Here is a 26535-nt window from a genome sequence, read left to right as displayed (position 1 = left end):
TTGCCTTAGCTGACGGCGCCGAAGACCAGGGTGTTCGCAGTCGCGTTCGCACAGCCAGCGGTGGCGACGGCGTTGGTAACCTCGCCCGTCACGACCGCGCCGGTACCTGCCTTGGTCGTCACGGCACCACCCTTGGAAATCTTCGTGGCAAGCTCGACGCAAGCAGCTTTGGGCACGTTCGTATACGTGAGGTTGTACCCCGGACCGGTGCTCACGAGCGTCACCGACCCGCCCCACGCATTGGACAGCGTGCCACCCGAGTACGACATGGAGTTGGGAATGCCATCGATCGCGTCCAGAGACGCGAGCAGACTGCTCCCCGACGTCCCGTAGCCGGCAACCGACTTGAGGTTCTTCGTCTTGGTGTACATGTCCATGATGTTGCTGGTCTCGGTGCTCACTTCGCTCGCCCCGAACAACTTGCCCGATCGCGATGCGGCCAGCGCAAGGCCCACCACAATGATGATCAGGACCACGGAAAGTTCGAGGAAGCTGAAGCCACGCTGGCTCTTGGCGAACTTGGGGGTGCGGCGCTGCATGCTGTTTTTCATTGCAAATCTCCAGGTGGTTGATTGGTTACACGTACATCTTTCTTGAAGCCAGGCCGAACCGAGCGACCATCTCTGAACTACTGGTTCATGCTTGCGTTTACGGCGTCCTGGATATCCTGGCCGCCCATGAGGATCGTGATGAATATCACGCCTACGAAAAGCAGCACGATCGTGCCCATGACGACGAACGTTCGGATGACATTCTTGACGCATTTGTCGATCCACTTCGTGGCGTATCGTGAGAGGTTGATCTCAAATCCATCTCCAGTTCCGAAGCCCTTGATTAGCCGAATGGCGTGTCGATCCGGGAAATCATGCCCAGCGATCAAAAGCGACTGACCCAGAGTTTTACCGCCGGTCGAGCCGGTAATCGCACCATCGATCCGCTCTGCCAGGTACGGGTTTGCACTATCGCGAAGCCTGATCAAGGCATCGTGCAGTTTGACGCCGTTGCGGATTAGAACCGCAACGTTCAATAGGAAGATGGAGCCTTGCATCAGACGGTAGGTGGAGTATCCGGGCAGCTTGTCCAGCCGATCACGCAAGGGACCAGTCAACCTGGGCAGGCTGTATACAAAGAAGCACACGCCCAACACCATCGCCACCGCGAATGGGATACCCGCGCCGGTAGTGAACTCGGAGATGTAGTAGAGCGCCTTCGCGAAACCGCCCCAGTATTTGGGGTCAGCAGCAGACTTCAGGGCCGGCACGAGCTTGAAGGAGATGACGCAGAACATGATGACGACCATGGCGATGAGAACCAATGGGTAGAACATCGCACCCATTGCCTTGAACATGCTTCCCTTCGCATCGGCAACACGGGTTGCGTCCTCGAACGCCTGAGCCAAGTTCCCCGCCTGTTCGCCCGCGAGTAGTGTCTGGTACTCCTCAGTCGAGATGTAGGGCCCGAGCGCCTCCGCGAAGGAGGAACCATTTGTGACCTGGTCGCGAACGTGCTGCAGTACCACCGCCATCGTCGCCTTGGGGCGAGCCCCATCGTCGCTATGAATCTCATACAGGTCGCCCACTGCATCGCGAAGCAACTTGCCCGTGCTCATCTGGAACAGCAGGGACTCGTAAAGCTCCTTTCGGGTCTCAGCCGTGAACTGAAGCTTGTAGGTGAGCTTGCTTCCCCATTCGTTGATTGCATCGAGAGCGCTCAATGGTCGTCCTCCGCATCCAGGCGATCAACCATCGACTCACCGATGGCCGGGTCAATCACGCCGTCGTTGATCTTGGTGATCATGTGCCCGAGCTTTGTCATCCCCTTCATGGTTTTCCGCCAGTACGCTCTCGCCGCGCTTGGGCCAGACTGACCATAGACCTCCATGAATCGCTCATCCGGCGTGCACACCTCCGCGCAGATGGTCAACCCACGGATGCCTCCGTTGCAGCGCTCACAGCCCGTACCGCGCACGCGTACGCCACCAAGATCGCAATGGCTTTCAACCCGTGCCACGAAGGCTGCGTCCATCGCCACCTTGTCAGCCGATGTCCACGGTACGCTGCAGTCGGGACAGAGCTTTCTCACCAACGTCTGGTTGAAAAGCCCGGTAACCGTCTTGTGATCGAGAATGACGTCGCGATCAAGCCCCCACAGCAGCAGCCGCTGAATGATGGCGACAGCGTCATTGGAATGAAGTGTGGTCCAGACACCGTGACCGGTCAGCGACGCCTGGACACCGATCATCGCCGAAGCCGCATCTCGCATTTCGCCGATGAGAAGCACGTCAGGGTCGACGCGCAGCAGCGCCTTGAGCATCCGCGGCCAATCATCATGGTGAACTGGCACCTGGCTTGCGCCACGGATGCGCTGCTCCGGCGGGTTCTCCGCGGTGTAGACCTTGAGCTCGTTCTGGAAGTTCGCGATCAACCGCTCCATCATGACCTTCAACGAGCTGCTCTTGCCAGATCCGGTCGGACCTGAGAAGAAGTTCAATCCCGTCTGCTTGGTTGTGAGCCGCCGAATCGTTTCGGCCTGGGTGTGGTGCCACCCGAGGCCCTCCAGGGTCTTTTCCTCGTTCGAGCGTTCCAGCAAGCGAAGCACCATGTCGAAGCCCTGGTCGGTCGGGATGGTTGCGAGACGGCAACCATCCATACCGACAAGATCAAGGAATTCGAGCTTGATGCGTCCATCCTGCGGCTTTGAGGGCTCGAACACCGGCGACGCTACGTCGGTCATGGACTGATACGCCGTGCGACATAGCGTCGTGCCCTGATCGGATTTCATCCGCCGCATGATGCGAAGAGCCTTATCCACGCGCATGAGAACTGTGCACTCGCCGCGCGTGATCACGAAATGGATGTCCGTGGCGCCCAGCTTCATCCCGGTACCCAACAGCGCCAGAATTTCTTGCTGTCGAAGACTGGTCTCTTCACTATCGACGGTTGCAGACGCAGCGGCCTCTGGCAAGCCGTGAGCTGCGATCTCGTGAAATTCAGAGGGTCTCAGATCGTCAACCACCACGTACCGATAGCCCGCCTTATCGAGCTCGGCCATGAATTCCAGCACGTCGTGTGCAAACCGGTGCTCCTGCAGCACCAGGAGCTCGTGGTTCTCAAGCAAACAGAGCTTGTGTGACAGCTCCTCGCTGACGGCGAACACGCCCTCAGCCCCCACGCCCGTGAGTACCCGCACGTCGCGCCTACGTGGCACCACTGCGGTGGGCAGGCTTGCATCGAGTTCGTCGCCGCTCATTTGGGCGGGCTTGGACTGAGCTGGAAATGAAAGGACCTGGCTCACAGTTGACCTCAGTTGGTCATCGCCGGCGGCGCCGGCATGGTGGGCAACGTAGGCAGCGGACGGCTGCCGGCCGAGGGAACCCCCACCCTTGCCGAATCATTCGCATCCCCACCAGCACCGGGCATTCGCAGCGTCCAACGCCTTCCCCCCTTGCTCAGAACTACATCGTTGATGCTCAACTGTTCGACCCGATACCCGCCGAAGAACGACTCTCCTTTGCGCACGTCAATTCCGGAGGAACCGTCCACCGAGAACCTCGCATAGATCTTGTCGTGGGAGCCAAAGACCCCGAGCAAGGTCGGCGGCCCTGAGCTCTCCAAGGTTCCCTTGGACGCTCCGGCACCCGAGGCCTCCTGGAGCTCACCCAGTGCTTTTTCACGCTCTGCGCGTGCGCGAAGCATGATGGTCTCTCCCTGCACACTGCCCAGGTCAGCGACCGACTGCGCCATTGCCGGCGTCGCCGTGAGCAGCACCAGGATCGACGCAAGCATTTTCCGGCGCGTGTTATCAGCGACCATAAATTTCACCTTTGAGAGTCCAGACAAGCTGGGCAGGATTGGTTGACAGCCGGGCATCGAGGTTCGTCACATAAAGGCCCGTCGCATCAAGGCCAGCGATCAGCTCGGACGGCGGCAAGCTCGTAGTCACGCTGAAGCTGCTTGTGCGCCAGTCCGGCTTTGGCTTGCCAGAACCCGCCTCTGAGAGGTCCAGAGCGACCTCCTCGAACTGAAACGAAACCTGCGCGGCGCGTGGAAGGCCCTGCAAACGGCTAGTGAGTTCAACCAAGATCGGGTTGGTCTCTCGAAGCTGTTCGGGAGGATTCATGGCCACATCCAGCACCAGGTTGATCGTTGCCGACTCGCCAGATTGCTCGATGGTGGGCGGTTGACCGAACTGCGCGTTAGCGGCGCCTGCAAAGTCTGCGACCGTAGCGCCTAGGCTGGCGTCTCGCCGGTACGTGGCACTGATGCCCGACGGTGAGCAGTTGTACTTCTCAAACGTCCAACCAGCAATCGCCAAAGGAAGTTTGCGCTCCGCATTCGCACACGCCGCAACTACATCAATGCCGGCCGGACTCGTAAGCCAGGGCCGGACGAGTTGCTGGACTTCTTCGGTAGCCAAAGCGGCCTCGCGCGCCTTTGCTGCCTCCTGGAGCTGCTTTGCATGAAGGACTTCGGCTGCGAAGGCAGCCGCGGCGGCCGCCTTCTTCTGATGGTTCTCCCACACATACCAACTGGTGCAACCGATGACCAGCGCCGCTACAGCAGCCATGCGGAGCAGGCTTGATCGCGCCATGCCGATGCTGATGGGGCGAAGCTTGAAGTCGCGCTTGAGGGCCTTGGGCCTAAGCAGCTTGCCGAGGTCCTGTTCCAACCCACCAAGACCAAAATCGTCCGGGGCGTAGAGACGACCATCGGAATCAACGAACGCTTTGCTGTTACGCAGGGTCGAGTACTGCGTGCGAACTTTCTTGATGGCTTCGTCTTTCGACAGCACCAGGTCCATGCCGGGCATGATCGAGCCGTCAGCGAGTACCGCGATGACCGCGTAGGTTTCATCTTCAAGCTCAAAGGCACCCACCCAGGCGACGCCAAGCAGCGACGCCAAGGTGATGGCAAGCGAATAGTTGCCCTTCAGCCCTTTCAAACCCTTAGGAGCGAACCCACCCTGCGTGATGGTGCCATGGTGACGTACTGCCACCATGTCGCTATGCAACTGCCGCCCGAGCTTGATTGATTCCTGCTTCTGCCTGCCCTTGGGACCATCGAACATCTTCCACTGCAGTCCAGAGGCGAACCTATGGCCATTGATGGTTGCGATCGTGATGCTGCCGGTGCGTATGACGCTCGTCATGTCAGTTCGTCAGAATCGGAGTGATCAGCACAACAAGGATTTCCCTGGTCTTCTTCGAGTTCGCTCCGCCACCGAAAAGCCAGTTCTTCGGCGTGCCAACACCGCTGCGACCTACGTTATCCATGTTCTGCTCAAAGCCACTCAGAACAAGTGTCTCGCCAGTCTTGATGCGCACCTTCTGCGAGAAGATGCGGTTGTCGATCTCAGGCAGGTCGATTGCAGACCCGTTGGTCTCGTAACGCTGGATGCCCTTCAGCGAGCTCAGGTTCAAGCTGTACTGCATCAGGATTGTCTGGTTGTCCGGCAGGATGTAGGGCAGGACCATCATGTTGAAACCGGTCGTGATTGTTCCGCCTTGCAGCGACGAGGTGGCGCCTACGTCCGACGTCAGCGTGGTCTGGGAACTTTCGATGTATCGCGTCTGCGTGGCAACCTGCACCGGCGTCGGGTCCAGGTTCAACGACGGCACACTCAGCTGTGTGAGCATCCGCACGTTGCCTTGTTGAGATAGCGCATCGATGATCAGCTTGGTGCCGGAGAAGGGACTGCCCTCAAGGATGTTCACCGTCCCCGTAATCGCCTCACCACTCGACGCCAGACTGTTGCTCAGATTGACGCCAAATTTCTGCGAGAGACTCTTCCACACCACTGCCCAGTTGATACCGAACGAATCACTGTCGTTCAAGTTGACGCTCATGACTTTGAAGTTGAGCAGCACCTGTTTCATCTGGAAGTCGTTTTTGACTCCGATGAGGTCACCGATCGAGTCCAAGACCTCGGGGCGGTCGGTAACGACGAAACCGCCGGCAGAAGCCTGCACGCGACCAAGCTTCGGCGTGAGCATGCTCTCAATGGCCTTGGTCAGGTCACCGTACGAATCAAAATTCAGGGTCGTCTCTGAAGACTGGTTGCTTGTTCCATTCCCCATGCCGCCACCGCTACTACCTCCGCCGCTGGAGCCGCTTCCCGTGGAAGTGGTGCCGTACGACATGCTGCTACCTGAGCTGACCTGGGCAGCCATCTTCGTCTGGCTTGGGAGCTGCCAGCTCTCGAAGAAGCGGGTTTCCATGAAGAAGATCGTGACCGCACCATCGCGATACCGCCAGGCTAAGCCCAGACGTGCTGTCACTGCATCGAGCAGGCCGGAATAGTCTCCGCTGTATCGAAGATCGATGGTCGCCGGCGCCGGCGGCGCCAACGACACGCCGAGTGGGACTGACCCACCCTGGCCGGGTAGTGCGGGCAGCGCAGGCAGCACGTTCGATGAAGACAGAGGAGGCTGCACCTGCCCACCGTCACGTAGAAGCGACGCACCGAACAAGCCGTCGTTGAGTGCGGTGAGCGCATCTTGGGAGACGCGCACGGGCACTCCGCACTCGCTGCTGACATGCTGCGCGAAGGCAAGCAGTTGCATGGGCTTGGTCGGCGCAAAGATGATCGGGCAGCTGCGTGGCAGTGTTTTGCCGCGGTCGATCGGCTTGGGCGCGCTTGCGGCGAAGTACCCATCCTGGATCACACTTACCGTGGGCCGGGGGACGCTGCTCTGTCCATCCCTCGCCCTTGCAAGCAGCTCCGACGCGGCCTCGGCATCGCCACGCACGCGCTGTTCGCCGTCGCGGATGTTTCGCGAGGTAGTGCAACCCGCCACCAAGGTGACGGCGAGTATTGCAGACATCAGGCGCATCGGTTTACTCCGTGATTTGAATCAGCTTCTGGCTGACGTAGGCGTTGCCGTAAAGCGGCGTTTTTGACTTCTTGTAGACCTCAAGAAGTTGAGCGACGGAATCCGTGAACCCGCCCCGGAAGCTCATGATGGCTTCCACCGGATAGTCGACCTGGGCATCCCACACGACGATCCAGTTCTCCTTTGCGGCCCACTCTTCCACCACACGCCTCAGCGACGGGCCACTGCGGGCAACCCAAGCGGAATTCGTGCTTGCGACAGGGACCGACTTGCTTATCGGAGCCTGCTCAGATGCCGCAGGTGCTGGGGAGCTGCTGCCCGCCAGGGGCGATGAGGCGACAGCCTGCTTCGGCGCAGTAAAAGTGACTTTGTGCCGGTCCCAGTCCACGTCTGCGTAGATGCTCTCTTGCACCGCAAGGTCGCCGAGAACTTCCGTCCACGACTTTCCACCCTTCCACGAGACGAATTTGCTCTCGGAGACCGACTCTGCAATGACCGTTTCCCATCCCTGCGGAACGATCTGCTTTACGACTAGCGAAAGGGGAAGCTCCTTACCGAAACCCTGGCGGACCTCGGCGACGTCTGACTGTCCGTACTGCTGCACAGCCGGGCGGCCCTTCGAGAAGCCGCCGACCTGGCTTGGGGAAGTGATCGACGCCGCTGGTTTCGTCTCAGACACGACACGAAAGCCGGCAAAGGCGGTGTATGGCGCCGATGCCAGTATCAGAAGCGCAGCAAGTCGAGTTGGAATCATCATCACCGCGTATTCCCTTGTCCCAGCAAACCGGTCACCAGTCTTTGCCCGAGCCCCACGCCGCCAGGAGCAGCCGAGGTACTTGAAGAATGTGCGACAGCCTGCCCCTGATCATTACTTTCAGCGCCATTACGGGGCAAACTTTCATTGTTGGATGATAACTCGTTATCCGCACTTTGTGTATCTGGTATCGCATCGTGTTCGCCACCTGCCGGCGCATCCTCAGCTGAACGACAGACTTTGTCCTGAGCAGCCACCTTTGGAACGTGCTGCAGATTACGTTCGCTTAGGGCATCGCGATCCTGTGCGGCATGAAGAAGGCCAATGGCGTCTGGTTGCGATTGCCAGCTACGAATGAGCTCGCTATGTCCAGCGAGAATGCAACGTCGGAGAAAATCCCCAGCACCGTTGGTGCCGACAGATTGCAGGAGCTCGTCGTAAGTCGTCAGAAATGCCCGGTCGCAATGGAACCCTGACATCATCCGTACCGTCAGTCGTCGACGCTCACTCGCAGGCGATGTACGCCGTCCGTTCATGCCCCCCGCGTCATCGGGGTCTACTGCACTCATAGCCCCTCCTTCCACACAAGCACGGCGAACTTCGCCATCCCACGTGCGTTCGCATGCTCTGGCGTCTCAGGGACGCGTACGGTCAAACCCTTGCCGGCGAGAAGCTCGGCAATCGGCTTAGCACCGATTCCTACAACCACGACTTGCGCCGTTGGCGCCCTCTCCGATATCAGAGCGAGCACCCACTCGGCATGGGTGGCGAGCAGTGGCTGCAGCGCGCCGGTGATGGAGAAGGAGCGCCCCCGATAGCGATAGATCCCGTCAGCCATCGCCTGAAGCAGTGCATTGCCTGGCGGCGTCTCCACACCGTGGGCCGAGCTTAGGAGCCTCGCTGCTTCCGCGAGCGGCTGAGCCAAACCATCTGCGTGTGTTTCCATCAAACCGTGGTCGATCGCATGGCTGGTCGCATCAAATGCCACTACGCTGGTTGCAGCCATTCCGACGTCGACTATGACCAGCTGCTTCACATCACCGGCGTCCCTGGGCATGCCTTGGTCGTCGAACGCCCAGTCCATGAAAGCGCCAACCGTGCGTGGCACCAGCTTGAACCTGGAGATGTTCATCGCCGTTGGTGCTGGGTGGCGGGTAACAGCCTCGGCCAACTTGAGCTCCATATCTTGCACTGCTTCCGACGCCTGACCTTCAGCCTGGAAGTAGTCCTTTAACGGAATGCTGGCGACCAACACCGACGCCTGCGGCCCAGCAGCTCCAATTCGCAACGCGGCGTCAACCTGTCTCACCCGGCGTGCTGCGACGTCCATATCCACTTCACTGGAAATGGACGTTTGTGCTCGTACCACAAAGCGGCGTCGATCTGTCTCATACACTGTGACCCCCGGCGGATTCGGCACCCGCAGTTCAATGGCACTGCTTGCCTCAAGGACTGAGCGCGACGAATGCTCGCCGTGGGCGATACAGGAAAGAACGGGGCCGTCCAGATCGATGGCGATCAAGAGGGGTCTAGAGGACTGGCTCATCGCAACCTCTCCTGGTGCTTACGCCACCAGGCGTGGCCGTGCCTCACAGGGCCAGCCATCGCGCTCCGCAATCGGCGCAAAGCCACCCTCACGCCGAAACCAAGCTTTTCAAGTATTCCAAACAGCAGGAATGCCAGAAAAGCAACCGCGATTGTCCAAGCCCGGATATGGGCCAAGGTCAGGATGAGTGGGATGCCAGACAGCGCATCGAAGAACCAAAGCCGCGTTGTCTCGGCGCTCGATCGCCACACGTTAGGCCGCGGCATCCAGCACCTCCGCTCGGGTCTTATCTGCCATACCGGCGAGAAGGCTCTTGATCTCCGGCAACTCTCCTTCGTCGGCCGTCGCTAGTCGTCGGTGCAGGTAGTTCTGCATGGCTTGATTCTGCGCAAGGATCTGGTCGTAGGTGAATCGGGCGGCCGTGGTGCTCGCCCCTGCTTCGGCCTTCATGAGATCGACATAGACGGCATCAAGCCGCCCCTGCTCGGCAAGGGCTTCCGCATGTCGCCACATAGGCGTTCCCGCCTCCCGCACGATCCCGGTCAGCGCATTGGGTAGTTCAGACAGACTTCTGGAAGCGGCAAGAAGAATCTCCTTCCGGATGTCTTGATCCAGAATCAGCGACTCGCGGACAGCAACGCGCCGGCCGTCGGTGGACCGCAACAGCTTCTGGCAGATGATCAGGCGGCTTGCCTCGATAACGCTGCCAAGCTCGGAAGCTACTTCCTCACTGGGTAACGACTGCATCAGACGGAGGAACACACCTGGTACTGAGTTGGCGTGAACGGTGGAATACAGCGCATGGCCGGTCTGCGCGGCGAGCGTTGATGCTTTGATAGTGGCCGCGTCACGCGACTCACCAATGATGATTCGATCAGGGTCGCAACGGAGGAAGTTCGGGATAGCGGCCGCGAACGACGGCAGGTGCCCGGGCACAGATGACTGGGATATGGTCGAGGTGCAGTTCGGATTCGCCAGGATCTTCGTATAGACGAACTCGATAGGCGAGGACGCTTCAAGAATGTTCTCGTGCGCGTCCGGGTCTTCGAGGCGGTTCCGGATCATGCCGGCGAGCAGCGTGCTCTTGCCGGAGCCGGTCGCGCCGCAAACGAGTATCAGCCCCTCGTCCGGGTAGAGAGCGTTGACGATCGCCGTCCCGAGCTCGCCCTTTTGAAGCTCCGGCGGGATTTCCGGGAGTTCACGCAAGGTGAACTTTATTCCGAACCCGCCACGGATCTCGCAACCGGTCGCGTTCCAGCGGAAGCGCAACGATGAGTCTCGATTCACCTTAAGACTGTAGGCGTTGTCCAGCGGCTTGCCGGTGCGCAGCTGCAGCTCGCCATTGTCGCCGTCGTACAACACACGGCAAATTTCGCTCATCTCCGAATCGTCGATGCGGCGCCTGGTGATGGGCTGCATGTCACCCTGCACCCGCATCAGAATTCTGCTGCCGGTTTGAACATGGATGTCCGATGCATTGATCTGCTTCGCGTACATCAGGAGACTATTGAACTCGTCCCGGCCGAATCGGGCCGGCTCCTGGCTCACAAAAAAATCGTCAGAGGAGCTCATGGCAGGTCACCACCCGGGTTCGAGGCCGGCCCGTTCTCGGGGGCCGCCGGAAGTAATGGCGCATTCCACCGCTCCGACCGAACATCCAATTCCGGTAGCGCGGTGATTCTCAGAACTCGGTCATTGATCGACATGCTGTTGGCGTCACCGGTGACGCCGAGATTGGACTGGGCGACGTACGGGAGGCTGACCATCTTTCGAGTCAGCAGATGTCGGTACAGGACCATGCCCTTGTAGTCCTGGTTGAGCCGGGCCAGGTCGGCGGCAAAGACTTGGTCGGCCTGTTGGACACCGAGCGTCCAGCCTTCTTGAACCTGAGCTTTCCAGTACCTCTCTTCGGCATCGTTTCGCGGCACCAGCCCTGAATCCGTTTTCCCGGCGCCATTGATGGTCACCGACCGGAGCAAGTACTCCTGCCAGGTTGGCGGCTTGACCGAGAACCGGGCCTGCTTGATGACCTGGTAGGTCCTGTCGGCCAACCTGATGGCGGTGTCGCCATTCGCTTGATATGTGTCCCGCGCCTCCTGGAGTACCGGCGGCACGACGTTGCGTTCCAGCAGCAGACCCTGAAAGTTGTAGATCTGGTCCAGCTGCTTGGCCTTCGCTTTTGTGACCTCAGCGATCTCGTAGGTGCGCCGCTGAAACCCGGCCTGCGTGCCAAACGAAAGCGCTCCCGATTTGAGAGCATCCAGGCGCAGCTGATTGATGTCCTGCTCCAGACGGTACTCGACCGCCGCCTTGTCCTGCCCCGCAAGGACCTGTTCAAGGGTCGGTGGGGTATCAGAGACCGGCATCGGAATAGCCCAGTTCGACGACTTTCGTGTCCGGATAGACAACCACGTCTGCCCTTGAGCCAGCTTGCAGACCCACATTCCGGAGATGGTCAGACACAGTGGCCGGCGCATCGGTCAGTCTCACCAATACCGGAATGACCGGCGGACGACCGACCACTTTGAGTGCATAGCCCGCTTCGCTGGCCAAGCGCCGCGCCGCCGCTTCGATAGGCCCGTCCCAGGGCATCGCGACGACCTGGTTCATATCGGCCACTTGCGTGTAGACCCGCGGTCGCCCGGGCATCTGCTTGAAGCGGTCGTACTGCTCGACTTCTGCCAGGGTGGTGATGGACCGGCTTACCTCGGCTGCAGAGCGCTCAAGCGCCAAGGCCGCCGGGTCCGGTGATTGAACCTGTGGTCCGGACGCGCAACCACCTGCACAGAGCATCAGGAGTAGGGGAACATATCGGGGCATCGTCATACCTGTCGCGAGGAAGAGCCAATGTGGCCGGCGTCGCGATTGTATAACGAAAGTATGGCCCGGTGTCAGCTACGTGGCGTCGTCTGTTATAGAGGTGACAGTTCACGGCGATGTGGCAACGAGCGTCAGTCAAGCTCTCCCTGGGCTCCTTCCAGGGCTCGCGGCCAGGCATCAGTCGCGGTCAAGCAACGCATATATATAAGGAGTCGGCACAGCTCCGAAACATCACCCAACACCATCAGCTCGGGAGCTCTTTTTTCTTTGCCGTGAGCTGCCGACAGACGCGCCGTGCCTGGCGGATCGGGTTGATCCCGACAGCAGCGGTGTCCCGGCAGGAATTTATAGGCCCCCTTTTATGGGGAGGTAGCCGCCGGGGTGGTCCAGAAGAGCCCCATTATTTGGGGCGTATTCATCACACAGCACATCACGTGATGTGCTGTGTGATGCCTGCCCGCATGGTGACAACGTAGCGAACACCTCACCAGCTGGGGGCCTGTGGCTACTCGAACAGCCGCAATCACGAACACCCTGGTGCGATCGACCCCACGTTATGGGACCATTCCCGGCACATCACATCACGTGATATGTACGGTGTCCAGCGTGCTCGGGTCAGGGCGAGACCGTTGCCAAAATAACCGCCGCGCAGCGTTCGTTCTCCAAATACCCATATTGGTGCCTAAACACCCTTCCTGGCATCGGAGAAGGCGAAAAACATTAGTTCCAAGCGCTTTTTGATTGGAACTAATGTACGGTTACCAAATACCCCGCTTGTTCGATGCCCCCCAAATGCCCACTCGCGAGAACCAGACAGGTCGTACGGCAAAAACAGAAGCGTTCTACGTCAAAACGTATGAGCAGTTGCGGCGACGAGCTGGGATTGCTTCTGGCGCCCAAAACCCCGAACTCGTTGCCCCAATCACCATCGCCGAGCACCTGATTGGCCTGAAATCAGGCCTCTCAAAGCGGACATGGCAACTGTATAAGAGCGCCGTTGTCGCCCAGTTTGAGGTCGCGATCGCTGAAGCTCCCGATCGCATGGCCATCCAAGAGATTGAGTACGGGCTCGAACGCCTACTGTCTGAGCGCCAAACAGGGGCGTTGACGGTCGCCAAAAGGACCTCGGCGCTCAAGGCGAAGAACTTGACGCCGGCGGACTTCCAGCTCCTGAGCCAGTACATCCAGGCCAACGTCGGCAACCACAAGCGTGCACGCTCGTTGCTGGTTTACTGCAACGCGACCGCCCTACTCGGCCTGCGCCCGTCAGAGTGGGAATCCGCCAACCCGATGGACCAAGCCGGCCGGCCGGTCTTGGTCGTGCGCAATGCCAAGAACACCCATGGCCGGGGTAATGGCGAGTTCCGCACCCTAGATCTTTCAGGGCTGGACCAGGATCAGATGCTATGGGTGACAGAGATGCTGGAGCTGGTCGACGGCCACCGCGAACCAGGTGCCTATGAAGACCTGCAGAAGAAGCTCGGCCAGTACATCTGCTGGGCGGCACGCAAGGCGCTCCCCCGCCGGCGAAAGTATCCGAGCCTCTACACCTTCCGGCACATGTTCGCGTCCGACGCGAAGGTCACCTCAATGGAAGCTGGCCAAGACAAAGCCTGGGTGGGTGCCCTGATGGGGCACGCCTCCGACGCCACCGCAGAGCGGAGCTATGGATTGGCCCGCTTCGGCCGGGGAAGCCTGGCAGTCCGACCAGTCGCGGCGCAGGTCGCGTCCGTACGGCGCCGCGCATCCCCGGCCACCCGAACGCCCCAAAAATAACATCACGTGATGTTACCTTTTTGGGCCGTTATGCCCCATCTTTTGGGACCTGTGCCGCCACTACGCTAGCACCGCCTTTCAGGCCACCCTTTCAAGCAATCGCGCCCGGTGGCGTTAGCGTAGATACCACCATCGCCGCAGACACAATGGCGCTTATTAAGTTGACACGTGTCAAAAGAACCAGCATTACAACAGCGCTTACGCGGCCTTTTTTTTGACACGTGTCAAAACCACTTGCCCCCGCGACCGCTCTGCGCCATGATTTATTGACACGTGTCAAATGGCAGGACCATGAGCAGACCCGATCAGAGGAAGCCCACGCGGCGCAGCAAAGCTATCGAGCTCGCGCCACAACAGGTCCTAAGCCCAGGGGCGGGGAGCGGGCGGACGGGCGGGGCAGGCGTCATCGTGGCGTGCGGGGAACCTCCCCTGCCCTACCACCTCGCGTTCGGGGCCCGCGCACTGGGACAGGCGGTACGACTTCAACGCTCCACGATCACCGCGTGGATCGTCCCGGAGGACTCGCTCGACTCCCTCCAGGCCGCTGACAGCCCCGAGGCAACCTGGACCCAACTGGCCATCGCCGTTGGGGTTCTCCGGGATGCAGGTGTCCCCTCCGTGGCGATCGCCCATCTGCTGCAGCTGCATGCAGCAGACATCACCCGGCTGGCTCGCCTCAACATTGCCTGCGAAAAGCTCAAGCACTTGGTTGCCGTAGGCAAGCTCAGTCCGGGGCATGCCAGGCAGATCGCGACGTTTCCTCACGCAGAGCAGATCTCTTGGTGCGAGTGGTGCCTGGCGCGCAAAGCGTCGGTCCGGCAACTTGAGATCGCGATCAGCGATGCTCGTCGAGGGAAGGTCGATCGAGAGGCCCCTGATCTTGGGCCGTTCCTTCGCCAGCTCTCTGAAGCGTTGGGTACGGAGGTTCATCTTGAAAATGGGGAACTCCGCTTGGCCTTCTACAGTGCCGACGAGGCGAAGGGACTCATGACTCGGTTGGCCGCGGGACCTTCTGGTGCCTGCCCCCCAAGCACTACGCCTTCCTGGCTTCGCATCCCGGTGCTCAACAATGATGACCTGCACGAACTGACCGGACACCTGGTACAGCTCTAACATCACGTGATGTCACGTGACTTTGGCTGGTTGTAAGCCTGTGCGCCAATGCATAGCCCGTTGCTCGATGTCAGGGGATGGGATCAGAAGACTCCAGGCGACGACGTGGCGCCGGATCGATTCCGGGTTCAGTTGTCGATTCACGTGATGTGATGTGGATCGTTTCAGCATTCTGCTGACGCAGGCTTCGGGTCCTCATCGCCCATCCGGGCCGCCGCGGGATTCCTTGCTCCCGCGTTCCTCCTACCTCGCTCCGAATCCGGCTGCCGTCTCACACATCAGGTGATGTGATGAGAGCCTGCGAGCCTGGGCTTGCATGCGCCTCAAGCCGGGGTCGGTGTGGGCACATCACATCACGTGGCCACGCCCGGCGCGATCACGGACGAGGCCCCTTACGTGGGGATGCCAACGAGCCGCCCCATCACGTGATGTGATTTTACCGGCGCTTGGAAGCCGGCGCGGCCGTGATGCAGGTCGCTCCGCTCTCAGTTTGAATTCACGTGACATCACGTGGTTGGCGCTCCGTTGCTCGCCCAGCGGGGGCGACAACCGGTAGCCCTCAGGACGCAGGCCCACACATCAAGTGATGTGAAGTGAGCCTTCGAGTCTGGTCTAGCCTACGCCTTAAGCGGAGGCTGGTGTGGGCATTTCACATCACGTGACCGTGCAAGCCGACCCCGCAGCGTGATCGCAACCGAGGCCCCTGGACGCGGGGGTGCCAACGAGCCACCGCATCACGTGATGTGACACCCTTCTTGGGGCCGGCGCGGCCATCATGCAGGTCGCTCCGCTCTCCGCGTCGATTCACGAGGTCCTGGACCAGGATGCCCGCGACTGCCGATGCCTGCTCGCGGCTTCCGGACTACACATCATGTGATGTGACGCGAGCCTTCGAGCCTGGTCTAGCCTGCGCCTCAAGCGAAGGGTGGTGTGGGCACTTCACATCGCGTGACCGGGCCTGCTGACGGCGCAGCGTGATCGCAGCAAAGGCCCCTGACCGTGGGGATTCCAGGCCACCGCATCACGTGATGTGATTTGACCGTGCGCGGGGAGCCGGCGCGGCCGTCATGCAGCTCGCTCCGTCCCCGCTTCAAATCACGTGACATCACGCGATTTGTTTTTCGATGCTCGACCAGCGGCGGCCACAACCGGGGCTCCCCAATCTGGATACCCCTTAGTCACGTCACGTCACGTGACCACGCCAACGGCCCCCAGCTATCGCGGGCGATAACCCTGTATGTGGGATGCCAACGAGCGAGTGCATCACGTGATGTGATTTGATTCGCAACTGGAGCCGCTCCCGCCAGCAAGCACGTCGCTTCGTTATCGTTTGAAATCACGTGACATCACGTGATTTGGCGGGCAGCCGCCCATCGTCATCACGGGCTCCTTCGCACACGATCGCGTGAGCATGGCACGGCGCCAAACCCCGGGACCGTGGGAGTGACATCACGTGATTCGATGTGACTCTGCGCCGATCCGGCCGCAACGCGAATGTAATGTGACGTGATGTGGATCGATGTGAAACGACGTGATGTGATTCCCTGTCCCAGGGCACGTTCCAACACGGTCACGGATGACGGAGTCGCCTGCATCACATCACATCACATCAATTCAAATGACGTGTGGTCATGCCGGGCAGGCCTACGGTGCCATCCTTGGCACCAGTTCCTCTTGCCATTCGGCAGCGAGTTCTCGTCCGCTCGTGATGAGTGACGCCGCACTGGCACCCAACAGCTCTTCCACCAACTCCCGAGCAATCGCCTTCCCCGATCGGCCGATGCCGGACCCATCAGAGTGCTCCGCCTCAAATGGACTCACAGTGCTGCACGCCGGCAGCGCATCAAAAACACGAAGAGCCTCAGCAGCGTCCGCGAAGCCAGCGCGGCCCAAGGCAACCCTCTCACCTCGGATTTCGTCTCGAAACACCAGATCGATGTAACCGTTCCACATAACCAGGTTCCAATGGCAAATAGAGGACACCCCTTAGGTGCCCAAGAGAGAGCCCGTAAAACAGGACTGGGCGCCTTTCGGCACCCAGTCAAGGAGCACATCACATCAAGCCACATCACACCACACCGAATCACGTCACATCACGCCACATCACGTGATCTAAGGTCACATCATTTGGGGTCGCCGAACTCGACGTCCTCATTGATGAGTTCCTTGATGTCCGCTTGCAATGCTCGCTGCAGGACGTCAAGCATGTAGGAGTGCTTCGATTTGACCCCCGGCTTCGTCGACACCACAAACTCGATCATTGCCTGCTCTGCAAGAGTCAGTCGAAGAGGCTGGATCGGGGTACGCCTGCTGTCAGGCTTGCCTTCCCAAGGCAACGCCGTGCTGGGGACGGCAGCCGCCGCTGCAGCAGAGTCAGCCGAGGCTGCTGCCGCAGCTTGGCTGTCGCGTCTATCCGGGGCCTGATCCAGGAATCGTTGAAGATCAGCATCCGTTTTCGGGGCCGGGGCAGGGGGCATGCGAAAAGTGTTATTACCGGCCATTTCCGAAGATCTCCTCAAACAAGGCTTTCATCTCGGCCTGAGCCTTGGGGTCGTCCCACTCGTCAACCACACGCCCGTTGCCAGTGGCACGGCGGTAGCTGGTTCGCTCATGCAGCTCGGTCCTGAAGACCTCCAGGTTCTCGAAGTCTGCGATCACCTCACCAGCTGCTTGAGCGTCGCGCGAGAACGCATTGGTCGGTGCACGATTGATTAACACCTTGACCTGGAGATTGGGATTGAAACCCTCCGCCTGAGCGACCAGATCGATCAGCGGCCGGAGAGTCCAAATGTCCAGGGACGAAGCCTGCAACGGGCTGATCATCAGATCGGCAACACTCATCCCGCCGCGCAGTTCAACAGAATCTCGGCCGCCGGCATCCACGATGATGTCGTCATAGCGATTTGCCAGCTCTTTCAGCTCGAACGGCAAGCCTTTGCCGAGCTTCTGAACGCTGGAAATGCGAGGTTCCACTTGCGCTTCATCGCGGAACAGACACCAGGAAGAGGCGCTTGACTGGGGATCGGCATCGACAAGCAGGACATCACGCCCTTGCTTGGCGAGCATCACGCACAGATTGGTGGCCAGGGTGGTCTTCCCGGTGCCGCCTTTTTCCCCTCCGACCAATACAACACGAGCCCGGCGATCACTGCGCCAGCGCGGGGGGGTGAACGGGGAAGGGGTAGGCGGGTTTTCATTAGCAGCCGGCTGCTGGGTCATGCAAAATTCCTCTGGGTTGAGAACACAGCGGCATCAAACCATGTCACATCACGTGATGTCAAGCGATGTGATGTGCATTTATTTGGTCCCTAAAATTGGGGGTGTTCGGGCCCAAGCCACGCAACGAGCACCTCAAATTGCGCGAGAACATCACCTCACGTGACATGATGTGGAGTGATTCCACAACAGGTAGTGCCTCAGGATTACAAGAGGCCCCAAATATGGGGACGAAATAAGAAAGGCGCCCCACAAATTGGGGCCATACCCCCCATGATTTGGGTCCTCAGCAGGCGCTCAGACCCCAGAAGCTGGGGCCTATCACCCCACGAAATGGGGCTTAAGCCTCGATATTTCCTTGACAAATCAATGACTTGAAGTAGTCTAAACGCTCTGAAACGCTTGTACTTAAACAAGAACAACAAACGGGCCCTACTGGCGCTGGCAAGCTGCCAGTTGCAAGTCGTCTGTCTGTCTGTTTTCATTTGAATACTTTCATTGGTATAAGCCCTGCGCGGCACCTGGAGATCCCGATGCCATCACAAGTTCAGCGAAGTGCGGGAAAGCTCCGCGCGGTTGAGCGGCAGCGCAAGAGACAGGCGAGCTTTGAGGTCTTCCAGCAGGGTGACCTACTCGGTGTAGGGTTGAACCAAGACCAAGAGTTCCTACCGGCTGCTGTGCTCAAGAAGAGCACCGGCGCTGTCCACATGAAGAACACGGTGTCGGGCTTGCAGCGCAAGGTCTACAACGTTCTTCTGGAGCATGCTTACGAAGAGCTCCCCAATCCGGAAGTCAAACTCCACAAGATTCCTCTCCAAGACCTCATGGTCATGGTGGGGTTCGACTCAAAGAACACCGGTCATCTGAAGACTGCCGTCAAGGGGCTGATGACCAATTTGATCGAGTGGAACTACACCAAGGAAGAGGGCACCGAGGACTGGGAAGCCTCAACCGCGCTTGCGGGCGTGCGGTTCCGGGACGGCGTCTGCTACTACGAGTTTTCGGAGATCCTCCGGCAGCGGATGTATCACCCAGGAAGGTTTGCCAAGCTCGACTTGATGGAAATGCGCGAGCTCTCCAGCGCTACGGCGGTGGCGCTTTACGAGAACACCACGCGATTTGTAAACGTCGGCCGCACGCCTTGGTGGCCGATCGAAACATGGCGCGCCGTGCTCGGCAACACCGCGCCGACTTACGACGAGTTCAAGCGGCTGAAAGAAAAGGCCCTGATCCCTGCGCTTTCCCAGATTCACGGGCACACACGCTTGGAACTCACGCCCGAGTACCAGAAGTTGGGGCGTAAGGTCACACACATGAGGTTCCTGGTAGGTCGGGAAGCTCTGTCGTTGGGTAGCGTGTCCACGCCGACCGCAGCGGGAAGCGACGTTGATCAGGCTGCAGATGCGGGCGCGGAACTGAGCGAGGCCCAGCGGACGCTCATGGACGATTTCTGCTTGTCCGTCGACCAAATCCGCAAGCTGACCGCTGACCATGGCGAAGAAAAGCTCAAAGATGTGGCGGCGTACACTCGACGCCGATACCTTGCCGGCGAGATCAAAACTTCAGTCCCGGGGTATTTCCTGGTGACTTTGTCAAAGTTCGACACAGCGACAAAGACTTCCGCCCTGGTGGGAGCAAAGAGCCAGGCAGAGCAGGAGGTTCAAGAACGTGCGCGAGCGGCACGTGATGAGTCGCTCGATAAAGCAGAGTTCACCAAAATCTACCGTGGCCTGTCCTATCAAGTCGTTGAATCGATGAGTCCTGAGGAGCAGGCACAGCTCTACAGTGAATTTGAGGAACACCTGAATGCCGAGAACCCCGCAATGGCGGCCACATGGCGCGATCCGGCCCGCCGCAGCGAAATGGTCTGTCAAGCGTTGCTAAGAAGCTATATCGCTCGCCGCTACCTGCCTGAAAAGGACGATGCAATGGCTGGTTGGATTTCCGTCGGGAAAGATCCCAAGGCCTTTGCCGCATGGCTGCGAGCCCAGGCAGTCGAGTTGGACAAAAATCCGCTGGAATCGGCGCCTCGGCCGTAAACTTTCATTGCATTAAGAGGATAATTCGCGCGATACTTAAGCGTGCCTCCTTCAGATGGTTTGGATATGCAAACCCAGCCGCTCCCGTTTTTCCCCGTATCCAAGCATGCGAGCGGTGCCATGGTGGGTGCTTTGGCCGCACCCGCGTCAGCAGCAAAGCATCCCTTAGCACCAACCTTGGACCTCAACGATCTTCCGACCCCGCCGGCGTCCACGCCGCGCCCGCGCTGAGTCCAAAGTGACTTCCTCCGCCATGAGTGCAGTCAAGCCGCAGGTGTTCTGCTTTTCAGGATGCGCCGGGGTTGAAGGTGGGATCAATCGCGGATATGCACTCGCCGATTCCCATGATCAGGTCATCGCCAGCTTTGCGAGCTGGGGATTCCAGGTAGGAGCTGTATCGTCGCTCCAGGAGTTACAGTCAGCAGTTGAAGCGATGGAAGAGATCGTGTGCACCGTGCCGGGAACGGATACGAGCGATTACGCGAATCTCTTCGCATCCCCACCGGCTGCATACGCTGAAGAGCACGTCTTCATGTTGCAAGGTCACTACGCCCTCAGCGACATTGCGTTGGGTGGGTTCGCAGTTGCCCCCAGTGCAGAGGATCTCGCAGCAGGCTTGCACGCAGCTGGGTTTGAGCTCAAGTCGCAGCTCTCGCTGTCCGAGGCGAAAGCGATCGCAGTCGAGATGATCGCTTTGGAGCCTGGCGATCCTGAGCTGGTCGACCTGACCGACCTCGACGCCTAAGCGGCGCCGCTCTTCTGCACAGAAGCTGCAGGAGCGAGCTCATTCTGCAGCTACCCAAACCCGCCGAACTACCCGTCTCATGACGTCACTGAACGTTTGACAGGGCGCGTATGACCGCGTATCTTGCGTTTGTATACTGCAACCAAAGTTATCCCGGGGATCACAATGACAGTTCGTTCCGATGTAGCGACGAACGCTGATAAGGCGCTGTTGGAGGAAATGTCTGCCCAGCATCTAGCCACCAAGCTGACCCAGCTGGGTTTCTACAAAACCTACTTCGGCAGGCTCATTTGGATCATCGTCGGATTGTTGCTCGTTGTAGCAGCACTCGCCAGCGGCCTGGTCTACATGGGCAACCTTCTTGCTCATGGCAAACGCGACTATTTCACGGTTGATCCGCATGGGCGAATGACGAAGATCCAGCCGATATCTCAGCCATTGGTCACCCAGGGCCAGCTGCTGGAACGGTTCAATGTTTGCGTAAGTTCCGCAAACAACTACAACTTCGTCGACTATCAAAAGCAACTCACCCAAGCCCAAGAGTGCTTCACAGAAGACGGCTGGAACCAGTTTGCTACTGCGCTCAACAAGTCCGGGACGCTCAAGACCGTGCGTGAGCAGCGCCTGATCGTTAGTGCCCACGCGACGGGCGCGCCCGTAATCTCGCAGAAGGGGCTGCGCAAGGGTGTGTATAGCTGGGACGTGCAGATCCCGATTCAGATCACATACCAAGGTGGTCAAGCCGGGCGCAACGTAGTGTCGCGCAATCAGCTTGTCACCGCGCGACTTGAGCGAACCAACGAGAACGAGTACGCCGTTGGGATCGCGCAGTACGTCGTGGAGGAGAAATAACCCATGACCAGGTCGCTGCTCGCCATCGCGCTGGCGCTGTTCTCACTGGACTCTTTCGCTCAAGGCGCCCCTGTCGTTCCCAAGCCGGAGCAGGCTCCTGCGGCGACCGGTGGGGCTATCCCGCCGCTGCCCCCTTTGCCCGATGTCAACCAAGAAGCATTTCGCCGCGTGCAGCAGGACGCAGGTCCGCTGACGGAAGCGCAGATCCAGAAGCTGGGACGCATGCTCGACGCAACCGAGCGGGCAGCCGCCGAGCCACCGCGCTTCACCCCAAAGGCGGTTTCTTCGGGCGTTGTAGCCAGCCTTTCACCAGGAGCCACGCCGCCTGTTGCGCGCCTGTTCGTCAATCATGTGACGACCGTTGTTTTCCTGGATCAGCTTGGAAATCCGTTGAGCGTCAGGGCCGTAGACCTGGGCGCGCCGGACAGCTTCACCATGACGTACGCACCTCAGGCGGACGGCACCACCAACTACGTGTCGCTCTCGCCCAAGAGCATCTACGCAACGGGCAACATCGTTGTCACGCTGGAAGGGGTGTCTGCACCTGTCTCACTAACGCTGATCTCGGGTCAGCGAGAGGTGGACTACCGCGTCGACGTGCGGGTCAAGGGCATCACTGCGAAGGGAGTTGTTTCAATGAGCGGGCTCCCCTCAACACTTGATCCAGGCGCACTGACGATGCTGGGTGGGCTTACGCCCGCTGACGCAAAGCAGCTTTCAACCGACAGTGCCTCGGTGCCGGTCTGGGCTAAAGGACAGCTCTTCTACGTCCGCACTCCTGCAGGCGCTGAGCTTCTTTCTCCCGCCTACATCGGCATGGCGAGAGCTCCAGACGGTTCGACTGTCTATGAGATCCCGCCAACACCGGTAGTCGTGGTGCGGGCAGGGAGCGATCGATCCTACGTGAAGATCTCCGGGTACTGAGTACACATCATGAACAGTAAAGCAGCGAACCTGGCAGCCAACCTCAAAAATCCCCGCACTCGCATGGTCTATCTTGGCGGGCTCGTGCTATGCGTGCTCATCGCCGGGGTCGCGTTCTTGTTGTTCCGGGGCAAAGGCGGCCAGGTAGAAACAAGCAAGGTGCAGAATGTACCCGTCGTTGCAACGGATTACTCAAAGGCCCAGGTGGCCAGTCCGGAGTACGACGCGCTGCTCGGTCAGAGCAACGCCAGCCAGGCGCAAACTGCGCTAAAAGCCGGCGAAAGCTCCATTCCCGTGCCTCGCTTATCCGCTGCGCCCACTGTTGATTCCGACGCGCTTCCCCCGGCTTCTGCAGCGCCGCAGCCAGCCGCGGACGTACAGCCTCCTGTTGCTCCCGCCCCAAGCTATTCAGCAGAGCAGCTGCAGGCACACGAGGCTGATGTTCAGGCGCGCATGAAGTCGATGCAAAGTCAGCTCGGGAAAATCACCAACTATTGGGCGGTGCAGTCCCACACCACCACCATGATTGCCGACGACAAAGCCAAGATCTCCGCACAGAATGATGTTGGCGGAGCTGTGGTGGGCCGCGACTCTGCATCGATCCCGTCTGCTGCAACTCTCCCGAGTCTGCGAGTCGGTGACATGCTCTACGCAACCCTGGATACGGCAATCAATAGCGACATGCCGGGCCCAGTATTGGCGACAGTCCGCCAGCCTGGGCCCTACCAAGGAGCCAAGCTCATTGGTCAGATGCAGCAAAGCGGGCAGGCCAAAGCCATAGGGATTCAGTTCTCTGCCATGGCTGTTCCAGGCGAGGCAACCTCGCGCCCAATCAGTGCCTGGGCTGTTGATCCGAACAAAGACTATCGTGCCGCGCTCGCGAGCGATGTAAACAACCACTACTTCATCCGCGGCTTGAGTACCTTCGCCGGCTCATTTGTCTCTGGATTTGCTGACGCGCTTATTGCAGGCGGCCAGAGGCAGCAGGTGATTCAGAACGACGGCTATGCGGTAGTCCAGCAAGACGCCTACACAACCAAGCAGCTGAACCAGATTGGCCTGGGAAACGTCGGTCGGAAATGGGCACAGGAAATGGACAAGAGCTCGGATCTAAAGCCCACGATCAAGGTCAACGCGGGCATTGACGTCGGCATTCTCTTCACACAAGACATGTCCTCAGAAGGTTGAGGCTCGGAGCAGCTATGTCAAAAGATCTCAACCAGGACGACGTGTTCAACGGTGCCGGTGCGCCTGAAGGCGTTTTTTCGGCGCAACAAGAAGAAGCGACGCGCGGTGGTAAAGGGAAGCCCGACGCAGGCCCTGCGGTTGCCAAGAAGGGACTGTCAACAAAGACCTACTTTATTGGCGGCATGGTGCTGCTCGCGGTTGTGCTGGTCTGGCTCAAGATGCCCCGCAGTAGTGATGCCGGTGGTGAAATTGACCAGATGACTGGCACGGAGGTGGCAGCCGAAGCGGCAAGCGAGAACGTCCCTGAGCCGGGCGTCCGGCCCATGCCAAGTGAGATCCTCCCGGTGCCGGCTCAGCAGCAGCCCCAGGTGGAAGTCACCCACGCCGGGAGCCCTGAGCTTGAGACCGGTCTGCCCGTATCCAAGCAGGTGACGGAGCCGGCGGCGACGTCGGTAGCTGCGCCCAACCCGGACGCAGCCGATCTGCTGAGGCCGGATACGACAGGGATGCCGGTGGCGGCACAAATGCCGGCTGCGGCGCCGGCTGCAGCACCGGGTCCCATGCCGATCGCAAACGTGACCACGCCGCTGGCCGTGGATGGCAGCGAGCTTGCGCGGGTGAGTCGGGACGTTGCGACCTTGAAAGCACAGGTGGCGGCACTCCTGGCGCACAAAGATGATCGGTCGGCGCCTTCGGTCGGCCCAGGTGCGGCCACGGGAGCAGCCGCTAAGCCGGCCCCGCGCCGAGCAAGCGCTGGCAGTCGATCAGCGAGGGCGGCTGCAAAGCCTGAGCCAGCGACCAAGCCCGAACTTCCTCCCGTCACGGGCGTAAGCCTGCGGGCAGTGGTCGGGGACAGCGCTTGGGTGATGACGAGCTCCGGTGAGAGCAAGCAAGTTTCTGCCGGAGACGTCATTCCTGGTGCAGGAGTCGTCAAGTCGGTGAACGCAGCTTCGGGGACGGTGAACCTCGCGGACGGTCGCGTACTTCGCTGAGGACTGAAGATGAGCGCTAGCGTGACCATGGTGCAGAACCTCAAAGCGTTGATGCCGGCTTTAACCCTCGGCCTCAACGCCGCGGTGTCTCTGATGGCCATCTACCTGTGTGGTGCGGCAGTGTTGAAGTTCATCGCCCACGCCAAGCAGCGCGGCGACGGCATGGTGAAGCCGATCACGCCAGTGTTGATGCTTCTGTCGGGGGCAATGCTCTGGAACCTCGGCGCATCTGCGACCGCGTTTCTTCAGACCGTCTACGGGGCTGATACCACCACGCAGAACCTCATCGGCTACACGGCGAGCAGTGCGATGCCCGCTGAGAGCAGCGCGATGCTCGGTGTGTTGGTGATGGTAATTCGATTTATCGGGTACTTCTTCTTTGCCAGCGGCTGGTATGCGGTGACAAAGATTGGGTCCGGTGGGCAATCCGCTGACGGCGCATTCGCACGATCACTGTGGCGGATCATCGGTGGGGTTGCTGCTATCAACATAGTCGGATCAGTGAATCTTTTCTCTGAATTTTTGGGCTTTGGTGAGGTGTTGTAAGTGTTACACGAAGTAGATGTGCATCCTTCAGGAACTAACAGGAGTAGTAACGTGACGATCAACAAGACTGACAAAATGGGTACGAAGCGGCGCAAGAAGCTGATCGGAAGCACCAGCATCATCCTCTTGGGTGTAGCCATGGTGCTGGTAATGCCGGCAGCTCATGCGGCCGGCCTCGATGCGATCGCCGAGCGACTCTCGAAGACGGCCGGTAGCCTCGCCTGGTTGATGCAGGTCATCTTCGTGCTTATCGGCATCGGCCTCATCGCTGGCGGAATCCTCGGTTTCATTACCGACGCAAAGCAGAAGGGCAATGGACCGGTCAGCAAAGGTGCCGCAGCTATCATGGTACTCGGCGGGGGCCTTTTGGCGTTCATGGGTAGCCTGGTGGAAACCACCGGTGACACCGTCTGGGGTGACGGCAAAGGCGACCGCGGCCGCATCGAAATCTCCGAGTAAACCAGGCGGGCACTGCACGTGGATAACGAAATTTCACTGTCTGTCACGCGTGACGTCCGCCGCTCCCCCCAGCCCGGGCACACCCGGGCTGGCGCGGGTGCCGACGAGCTTCGCGACCGTGTAATTCGCCAAGGCCGCTTTGGCAGACGGTGCTATTTCTGCCATCTGCCGTTTGGCGACAGTTCCGAGTTTGAGGTGCACCACCTTGACCACGATCACTCAAACGATTCAGCTGACAATGTTGTCCCGATCTGCTCTCTCTGCCATCTTCCCTTCCACCTTGACCTGGCGCTTCGCGAGATGCCCAGTGACCCAGGAAGGATCATCTATTGCCCAGAGATAAGTCAGGCGCATCTCTCATCCCTGCTGTACGCCATCGGAGCCCACAGCACACGCGTAGACCCGGCGGAGCGCAGCGAGCACTATGCTGGCCAGATATATGATGTGTTGATTCGTCGCGCAGATGCGGTAGAGCGGGTCGATGGGCGAGAAGTTCGTCCAAAGTTGTCGCAGGTGCACGTTGTGGTCCGTCTTCTGCAGGATGCATCAGCAGATCGCTACGCAGAGCGCTCAAAGTGGCTTTCAGGGTGCGTCTACCTGCCTCCGCTGGTGCTGTTGATGCAGCACGCTGAGAAGTGGCGCGCAGCCGGTTTTGCCACGCTGGACCTGTCCTCTTGGGATGACATCGCGGGGAAGGTCTAACCGTGGGCCTTAAGCGATGCGGCGTTGTTCG

26 protein-coding genes are annotated in these 26535 nt (G+C 59.7%); 11 read left to right on the top strand and 15 right to left on the bottom strand.

The genetic code is table 11. From position 1 onward, the window contains the following. Positions 1 to 5: 5 nt before the first annotated feature. The 13 genes from AC13FN_RS14745 to AC13FN_RS14685 all read right to left on the bottom strand — a co-directional run bounded on the left by AC13FN_RS14745 (position 6) and on the right by AC13FN_RS14685 (position 11865). Positions 6 to 551 carry a type 4 pilus major pilin gene (locus AC13FN_RS14745; RefSeq protein WP_263934856.1) on the bottom strand — a complete coding sequence of 182 codons (546 nt, stop codon included), beginning with the start codon at positions 549 to 551 and terminating at the stop codon, positions 6 to 8. Between the two features lie 77 nt (positions 552 to 628). Further along, positions 629 to 1714: a type II secretion system F family protein gene (locus AC13FN_RS14740; RefSeq protein WP_263934857.1), complete on the bottom strand. Its 1086-nt coding sequence runs from the start codon at positions 1712 to 1714 to the stop codon at positions 629 to 631. After that, the gene (locus AC13FN_RS14735) at positions 1711 to 3249 is read right to left on the bottom strand and encodes a GspE/PulE family protein (RefSeq protein ID WP_482985103.1); all 1539 of its coding nucleotides are present in this window, start codon (positions 3247 to 3249) and stop codon (positions 1711 to 1713) included. The genes AC13FN_RS14740 and AC13FN_RS14735 overlap by 4 nt, the downstream gene beginning before the upstream one ends. Before the next feature lie 53 nt (positions 3250 to 3302). Beyond that, entirely contained in the window at positions 3303 to 3812 is a 510-nt protein-coding gene (pilP, locus tag AC13FN_RS14730; protein ID WP_263934859.1) for a type IV pilus biogenesis protein PilP, read from the bottom strand. Beyond that, entirely contained in the window at positions 3802 to 5148 is a 1347-nt protein-coding gene (pilO2, locus tag AC13FN_RS14725) for a type 4b pilus protein PilO2 (protein ID WP_263934860.1), read from the bottom strand. The genes pilP and pilO2 overlap by 11 nt, the downstream gene beginning before the upstream one ends. 1 nt (position 5149) lies before the next feature. Continuing rightward, positions 5150 to 6832, bottom strand: coding sequence for a PilN family type IVB pilus formation outer membrane protein (pilN, locus tag AC13FN_RS14720; protein ID WP_263934861.1), 1683 nt, complete (start codon positions 6830 to 6832; stop codon positions 5150 to 5152). A 4-nt stretch (positions 6833 to 6836) separates the two neighbouring features. Continuing rightward, entirely contained in the window at positions 6837 to 7589 is a 753-nt protein-coding gene (locus AC13FN_RS14715; protein ID WP_263934862.1) for a toxin co-regulated pilus biosynthesis Q family protein, read from the bottom strand. Beyond that, positions 7589 to 8155 carry a hypothetical protein gene (locus AC13FN_RS14710; RefSeq protein ID WP_263934863.1) on the bottom strand — a complete coding sequence of 189 codons (567 nt, stop codon included), beginning with the start codon at positions 8153 to 8155 and terminating at the stop codon, positions 7589 to 7591. The genes AC13FN_RS14715 and AC13FN_RS14710 overlap by 1 nt, the downstream gene beginning before the upstream one ends. Continuing rightward, positions 8152 to 9132 (bottom strand): hypothetical protein, encoded by a 981-nt coding sequence (locus tag AC13FN_RS14705; protein ID WP_263934864.1) that lies wholly within the window; start codon positions 9130 to 9132, stop codon positions 8152 to 8154. The genes AC13FN_RS14710 and AC13FN_RS14705 overlap by 4 nt, the downstream gene beginning before the upstream one ends. Then, a complete protein-coding gene (gene icmT / locus AC13FN_RS14700) occupies positions 9129 to 9398 on the bottom strand; it encodes an IcmT/TraK family protein (RefSeq protein WP_482985104.1) in 270 nt (89 codons plus the stop codon). The genes AC13FN_RS14705 and icmT overlap by 4 nt, the downstream gene beginning before the upstream one ends. Continuing rightward, the gene (locus tag AC13FN_RS14695) at positions 9385 to 10704 is read right to left on the bottom strand and encodes an ATPase, T2SS/T4P/T4SS family (RefSeq protein WP_263934865.1); all 1320 of its coding nucleotides are present in this window, start codon (positions 10702 to 10704) and stop codon (positions 9385 to 9387) included. The genes icmT and AC13FN_RS14695 overlap by 14 nt, the downstream gene beginning before the upstream one ends. Then, positions 10701 to 11498, bottom strand: a complete 798-nt coding sequence (locus AC13FN_RS14690; protein WP_263934867.1) for a type IV secretion system DotC family protein — start codon at positions 11496 to 11498, stop codon at positions 10701 to 10703. Before AC13FN_RS14690 ends, AC13FN_RS14695 begins: the two co-directional genes overlap by 4 nt. Beyond that, complete coding sequence (locus tag AC13FN_RS14685) at positions 11485 to 11865, bottom strand: DotD/TraH family lipoprotein (RefSeq protein ID WP_263934868.1); 381 nt, start codon at positions 11863 to 11865, stop codon at positions 11485 to 11487. The genes AC13FN_RS14690 and AC13FN_RS14685 overlap by 14 nt, the downstream gene beginning before the upstream one ends. Positions 11866 to 12744: 879 nt before the next feature. Between AC13FN_RS14685 and AC13FN_RS14680 the strand changes: the two genes are divergently transcribed. Together AC13FN_RS14680 and AC13FN_RS14675 are read left to right on the top strand one after the other, a co-directional pair. Further along, positions 12745 to 13728 (top strand): hypothetical protein, encoded by a 984-nt coding sequence (locus tag AC13FN_RS14680; protein ID WP_263934869.1) that lies wholly within the window; start codon positions 12745 to 12747, stop codon positions 13726 to 13728. Positions 13729 to 14346: 618 nt separating this feature from the next. Then, positions 14347 to 14841 (top strand): hypothetical protein, encoded by a 495-nt coding sequence (locus AC13FN_RS14675; RefSeq protein WP_263934870.1) that lies wholly within the window; start codon positions 14347 to 14349, stop codon positions 14839 to 14841. A gap of 2123 nt (positions 14842 to 16964) precedes the next feature. Here AC13FN_RS14675 and AC13FN_RS14670 read toward each other — a convergent pair. Together AC13FN_RS14670 and AC13FN_RS14665 are read right to left on the bottom strand one after the other, a co-directional pair. Then, complete coding sequence (locus AC13FN_RS14670) at positions 16965 to 17342, bottom strand: hypothetical protein (RefSeq protein ID WP_263934872.1); 378 nt, start codon at positions 17340 to 17342, stop codon at positions 16965 to 16967. Next, a complete protein-coding gene (locus AC13FN_RS14665; protein ID WP_263934874.1) occupies positions 17332 to 18060 on the bottom strand; it encodes a nucleotide-binding protein in 729 nt (242 codons plus the stop codon). The genes AC13FN_RS14670 and AC13FN_RS14665 overlap by 11 nt, the downstream gene beginning before the upstream one ends. Positions 18061 to 18590: 530 nt before the next feature. Here AC13FN_RS14665 and AC13FN_RS14660 point away from each other — a divergent pair. The 9 genes from AC13FN_RS14660 (at position 18591) to AC13FN_RS14620 (ending at position 26504) form a co-directional block, all read left to right on the top strand. Then, entirely contained in the window at positions 18591 to 20096 is a 1506-nt protein-coding gene (locus AC13FN_RS14660; protein WP_263934875.1) for a replication initiation protein, read from the top strand. Positions 20097 to 20349: 253 nt separating this feature from the next. Next, positions 20350 to 20841 (top strand): hypothetical protein, encoded by a 492-nt coding sequence (locus AC13FN_RS14655; protein ID WP_263934877.1) that lies wholly within the window; start codon positions 20350 to 20352, stop codon positions 20839 to 20841. Between the two features lie 165 nt (positions 20842 to 21006). Then, positions 21007 to 21693 carry a DotI/IcmL/TraM family protein gene (locus tag AC13FN_RS14650; protein ID WP_263934878.1) on the top strand — a complete coding sequence of 229 codons (687 nt, stop codon included), beginning with the start codon at positions 21007 to 21009 and terminating at the stop codon, positions 21691 to 21693. A gap of 3 nt (positions 21694 to 21696) precedes the next feature. Then, positions 21697 to 22617: a DotH/IcmK family type IV secretion protein gene (locus AC13FN_RS14645; protein WP_263934879.1), complete on the top strand. Its 921-nt coding sequence runs from the start codon at positions 21697 to 21699 to the stop codon at positions 22615 to 22617. 9 nt (positions 22618 to 22626) lie between these two features. Next, positions 22627 to 23805, top strand: a complete 1179-nt coding sequence (locus AC13FN_RS14640) for a TrbI/VirB10 family protein (RefSeq protein ID WP_263934880.1) — start codon at positions 22627 to 22629, stop codon at positions 23803 to 23805. 14 nt (positions 23806 to 23819) lie between these two features. Continuing rightward, positions 23820 to 24797, top strand: coding sequence for a hypothetical protein (locus tag AC13FN_RS14635; protein WP_263934882.1), 978 nt, complete (start codon positions 23820 to 23822; stop codon positions 24795 to 24797). A 9-nt stretch (positions 24798 to 24806) separates the two neighbouring features. Beyond that, positions 24807 to 25343, top strand: a complete 537-nt coding sequence (locus AC13FN_RS14630; RefSeq protein WP_263934883.1) for a hypothetical protein — start codon at positions 24807 to 24809, stop codon at positions 25341 to 25343. 51 nt (positions 25344 to 25394) lie between these two features. Next, positions 25395 to 25802 (top strand): hypothetical protein, encoded by a 408-nt coding sequence (locus AC13FN_RS14625; protein ID WP_263934884.1) that lies wholly within the window; start codon positions 25395 to 25397, stop codon positions 25800 to 25802. An 18-nt stretch (positions 25803 to 25820) separates the two neighbouring features. After that, entirely contained in the window at positions 25821 to 26504 is a 684-nt protein-coding gene (locus tag AC13FN_RS14620) for an HNH endonuclease (RefSeq protein ID WP_263934885.1), read from the top strand. Positions 26505 to 26535 lie beyond the last annotated feature (31 nt).

Source organism: Stenotrophomonas sp. 115C5 (assembly GCF_056861055.1).
Note: the sequence above shows the minus strand (reverse complement) of the source record. Positions and strands in the feature narration are given on the sequence as shown.

Excerpts from the sequence above, each read along its gene's own strand:
- AC13FN_RS14745 (WP_263934856.1), bottom strand. The coding sequence starts at position 551 with ATGAAAAACAGCATGCAGCGCCGCACCCCCAAGTTCGCCAAGAGCCAG.
- AC13FN_RS14735 (WP_482985103.1), bottom strand. The coding sequence starts at position 3,249 with ATGAGCGGCGACGAACTCGATGCAAGCCTGCCCACCGCAGTGGTGCCA.
- pilP (WP_263934859.1), bottom strand. The coding sequence starts at position 3,812 with ATGGTCGCTGATAACACGCGCCGGAAAATGCTTGCGTCGATCCTGGTG.
- pilO2 (WP_263934860.1), bottom strand. The coding sequence starts at position 5,148 with ATGACGAGCGTCATACGCACCGGCAGCATCACGATCGCAACCATCAAT.
- pilN (WP_263934861.1), bottom strand. The coding sequence starts at position 6,832 with ATGCGCCTGATGTCTGCAATACTCGCCGTCACCTTGGTGGCGGGTTGC.
- AC13FN_RS14715 (WP_263934862.1), bottom strand. The coding sequence starts at position 7,589 with ATGATGATTCCAACTCGACTTGCTGCGCTTCTGATACTGGCATCGGCG.
- AC13FN_RS14710 (WP_263934863.1), bottom strand. The coding sequence starts at position 8,155 with ATGAGTGCAGTAGACCCCGATGACGCGGGGGGCATGAACGGACGGCGT.
- AC13FN_RS14705 (WP_263934864.1), bottom strand. The coding sequence starts at position 9,132 with ATGAGCCAGTCCTCTAGACCCCTCTTGATCGCCATCGATCTGGACGGC.
- icmT (WP_482985104.1), bottom strand. The coding sequence starts at position 9,398 with ATGCCGCGGCCTAACGTGTGGCGATCGAGCGCCGAGACAACGCGGCTT.
- AC13FN_RS14695 (WP_263934865.1), bottom strand. The coding sequence starts at position 10,704 with ATGAGCTCCTCTGACGATTTTTTTGTGAGCCAGGAGCCGGCCCGATTC.
- AC13FN_RS14690 (WP_263934867.1), bottom strand. The coding sequence starts at position 11,498 with ATGCCGGTCTCTGATACCCCACCGACCCTTGAACAGGTCCTTGCGGGG.
- AC13FN_RS14680 (WP_263934869.1), top strand. The coding sequence starts at position 12,745 with ATGCCCACTCGCGAGAACCAGACAGGTCGTACGGCAAAAACAGAAGCG.
- AC13FN_RS14670 (WP_263934872.1), bottom strand. The coding sequence starts at position 17,342 with ATGGCCGGTAATAACACTTTTCGCATGCCCCCTGCCCCGGCCCCGAAA.
- AC13FN_RS14665 (WP_263934874.1), bottom strand. The coding sequence starts at position 18,060 with ATGACCCAGCAGCCGGCTGCTAATGAAAACCCGCCTACCCCTTCCCCG.
- AC13FN_RS14660 (WP_263934875.1), top strand. The coding sequence starts at position 18,591 with ATGCCATCACAAGTTCAGCGAAGTGCGGGAAAGCTCCGCGCGGTTGAG.
- AC13FN_RS14655 (WP_263934877.1), top strand. The coding sequence starts at position 20,350 with ATGAGTGCAGTCAAGCCGCAGGTGTTCTGCTTTTCAGGATGCGCCGGG.
- AC13FN_RS14650 (WP_263934878.1), top strand. The coding sequence starts at position 21,007 with ATGACAGTTCGTTCCGATGTAGCGACGAACGCTGATAAGGCGCTGTTG.
- AC13FN_RS14645 (WP_263934879.1), top strand. The coding sequence starts at position 21,697 with ATGACCAGGTCGCTGCTCGCCATCGCGCTGGCGCTGTTCTCACTGGAC.
- AC13FN_RS14640 (WP_263934880.1), top strand. The coding sequence starts at position 22,627 with ATGAACAGTAAAGCAGCGAACCTGGCAGCCAACCTCAAAAATCCCCGC.
- AC13FN_RS14635 (WP_263934882.1), top strand. The coding sequence starts at position 23,820 with ATGTCAAAAGATCTCAACCAGGACGACGTGTTCAACGGTGCCGGTGCG.
- AC13FN_RS14630 (WP_263934883.1), top strand. The coding sequence starts at position 24,807 with ATGAGCGCTAGCGTGACCATGGTGCAGAACCTCAAAGCGTTGATGCCG.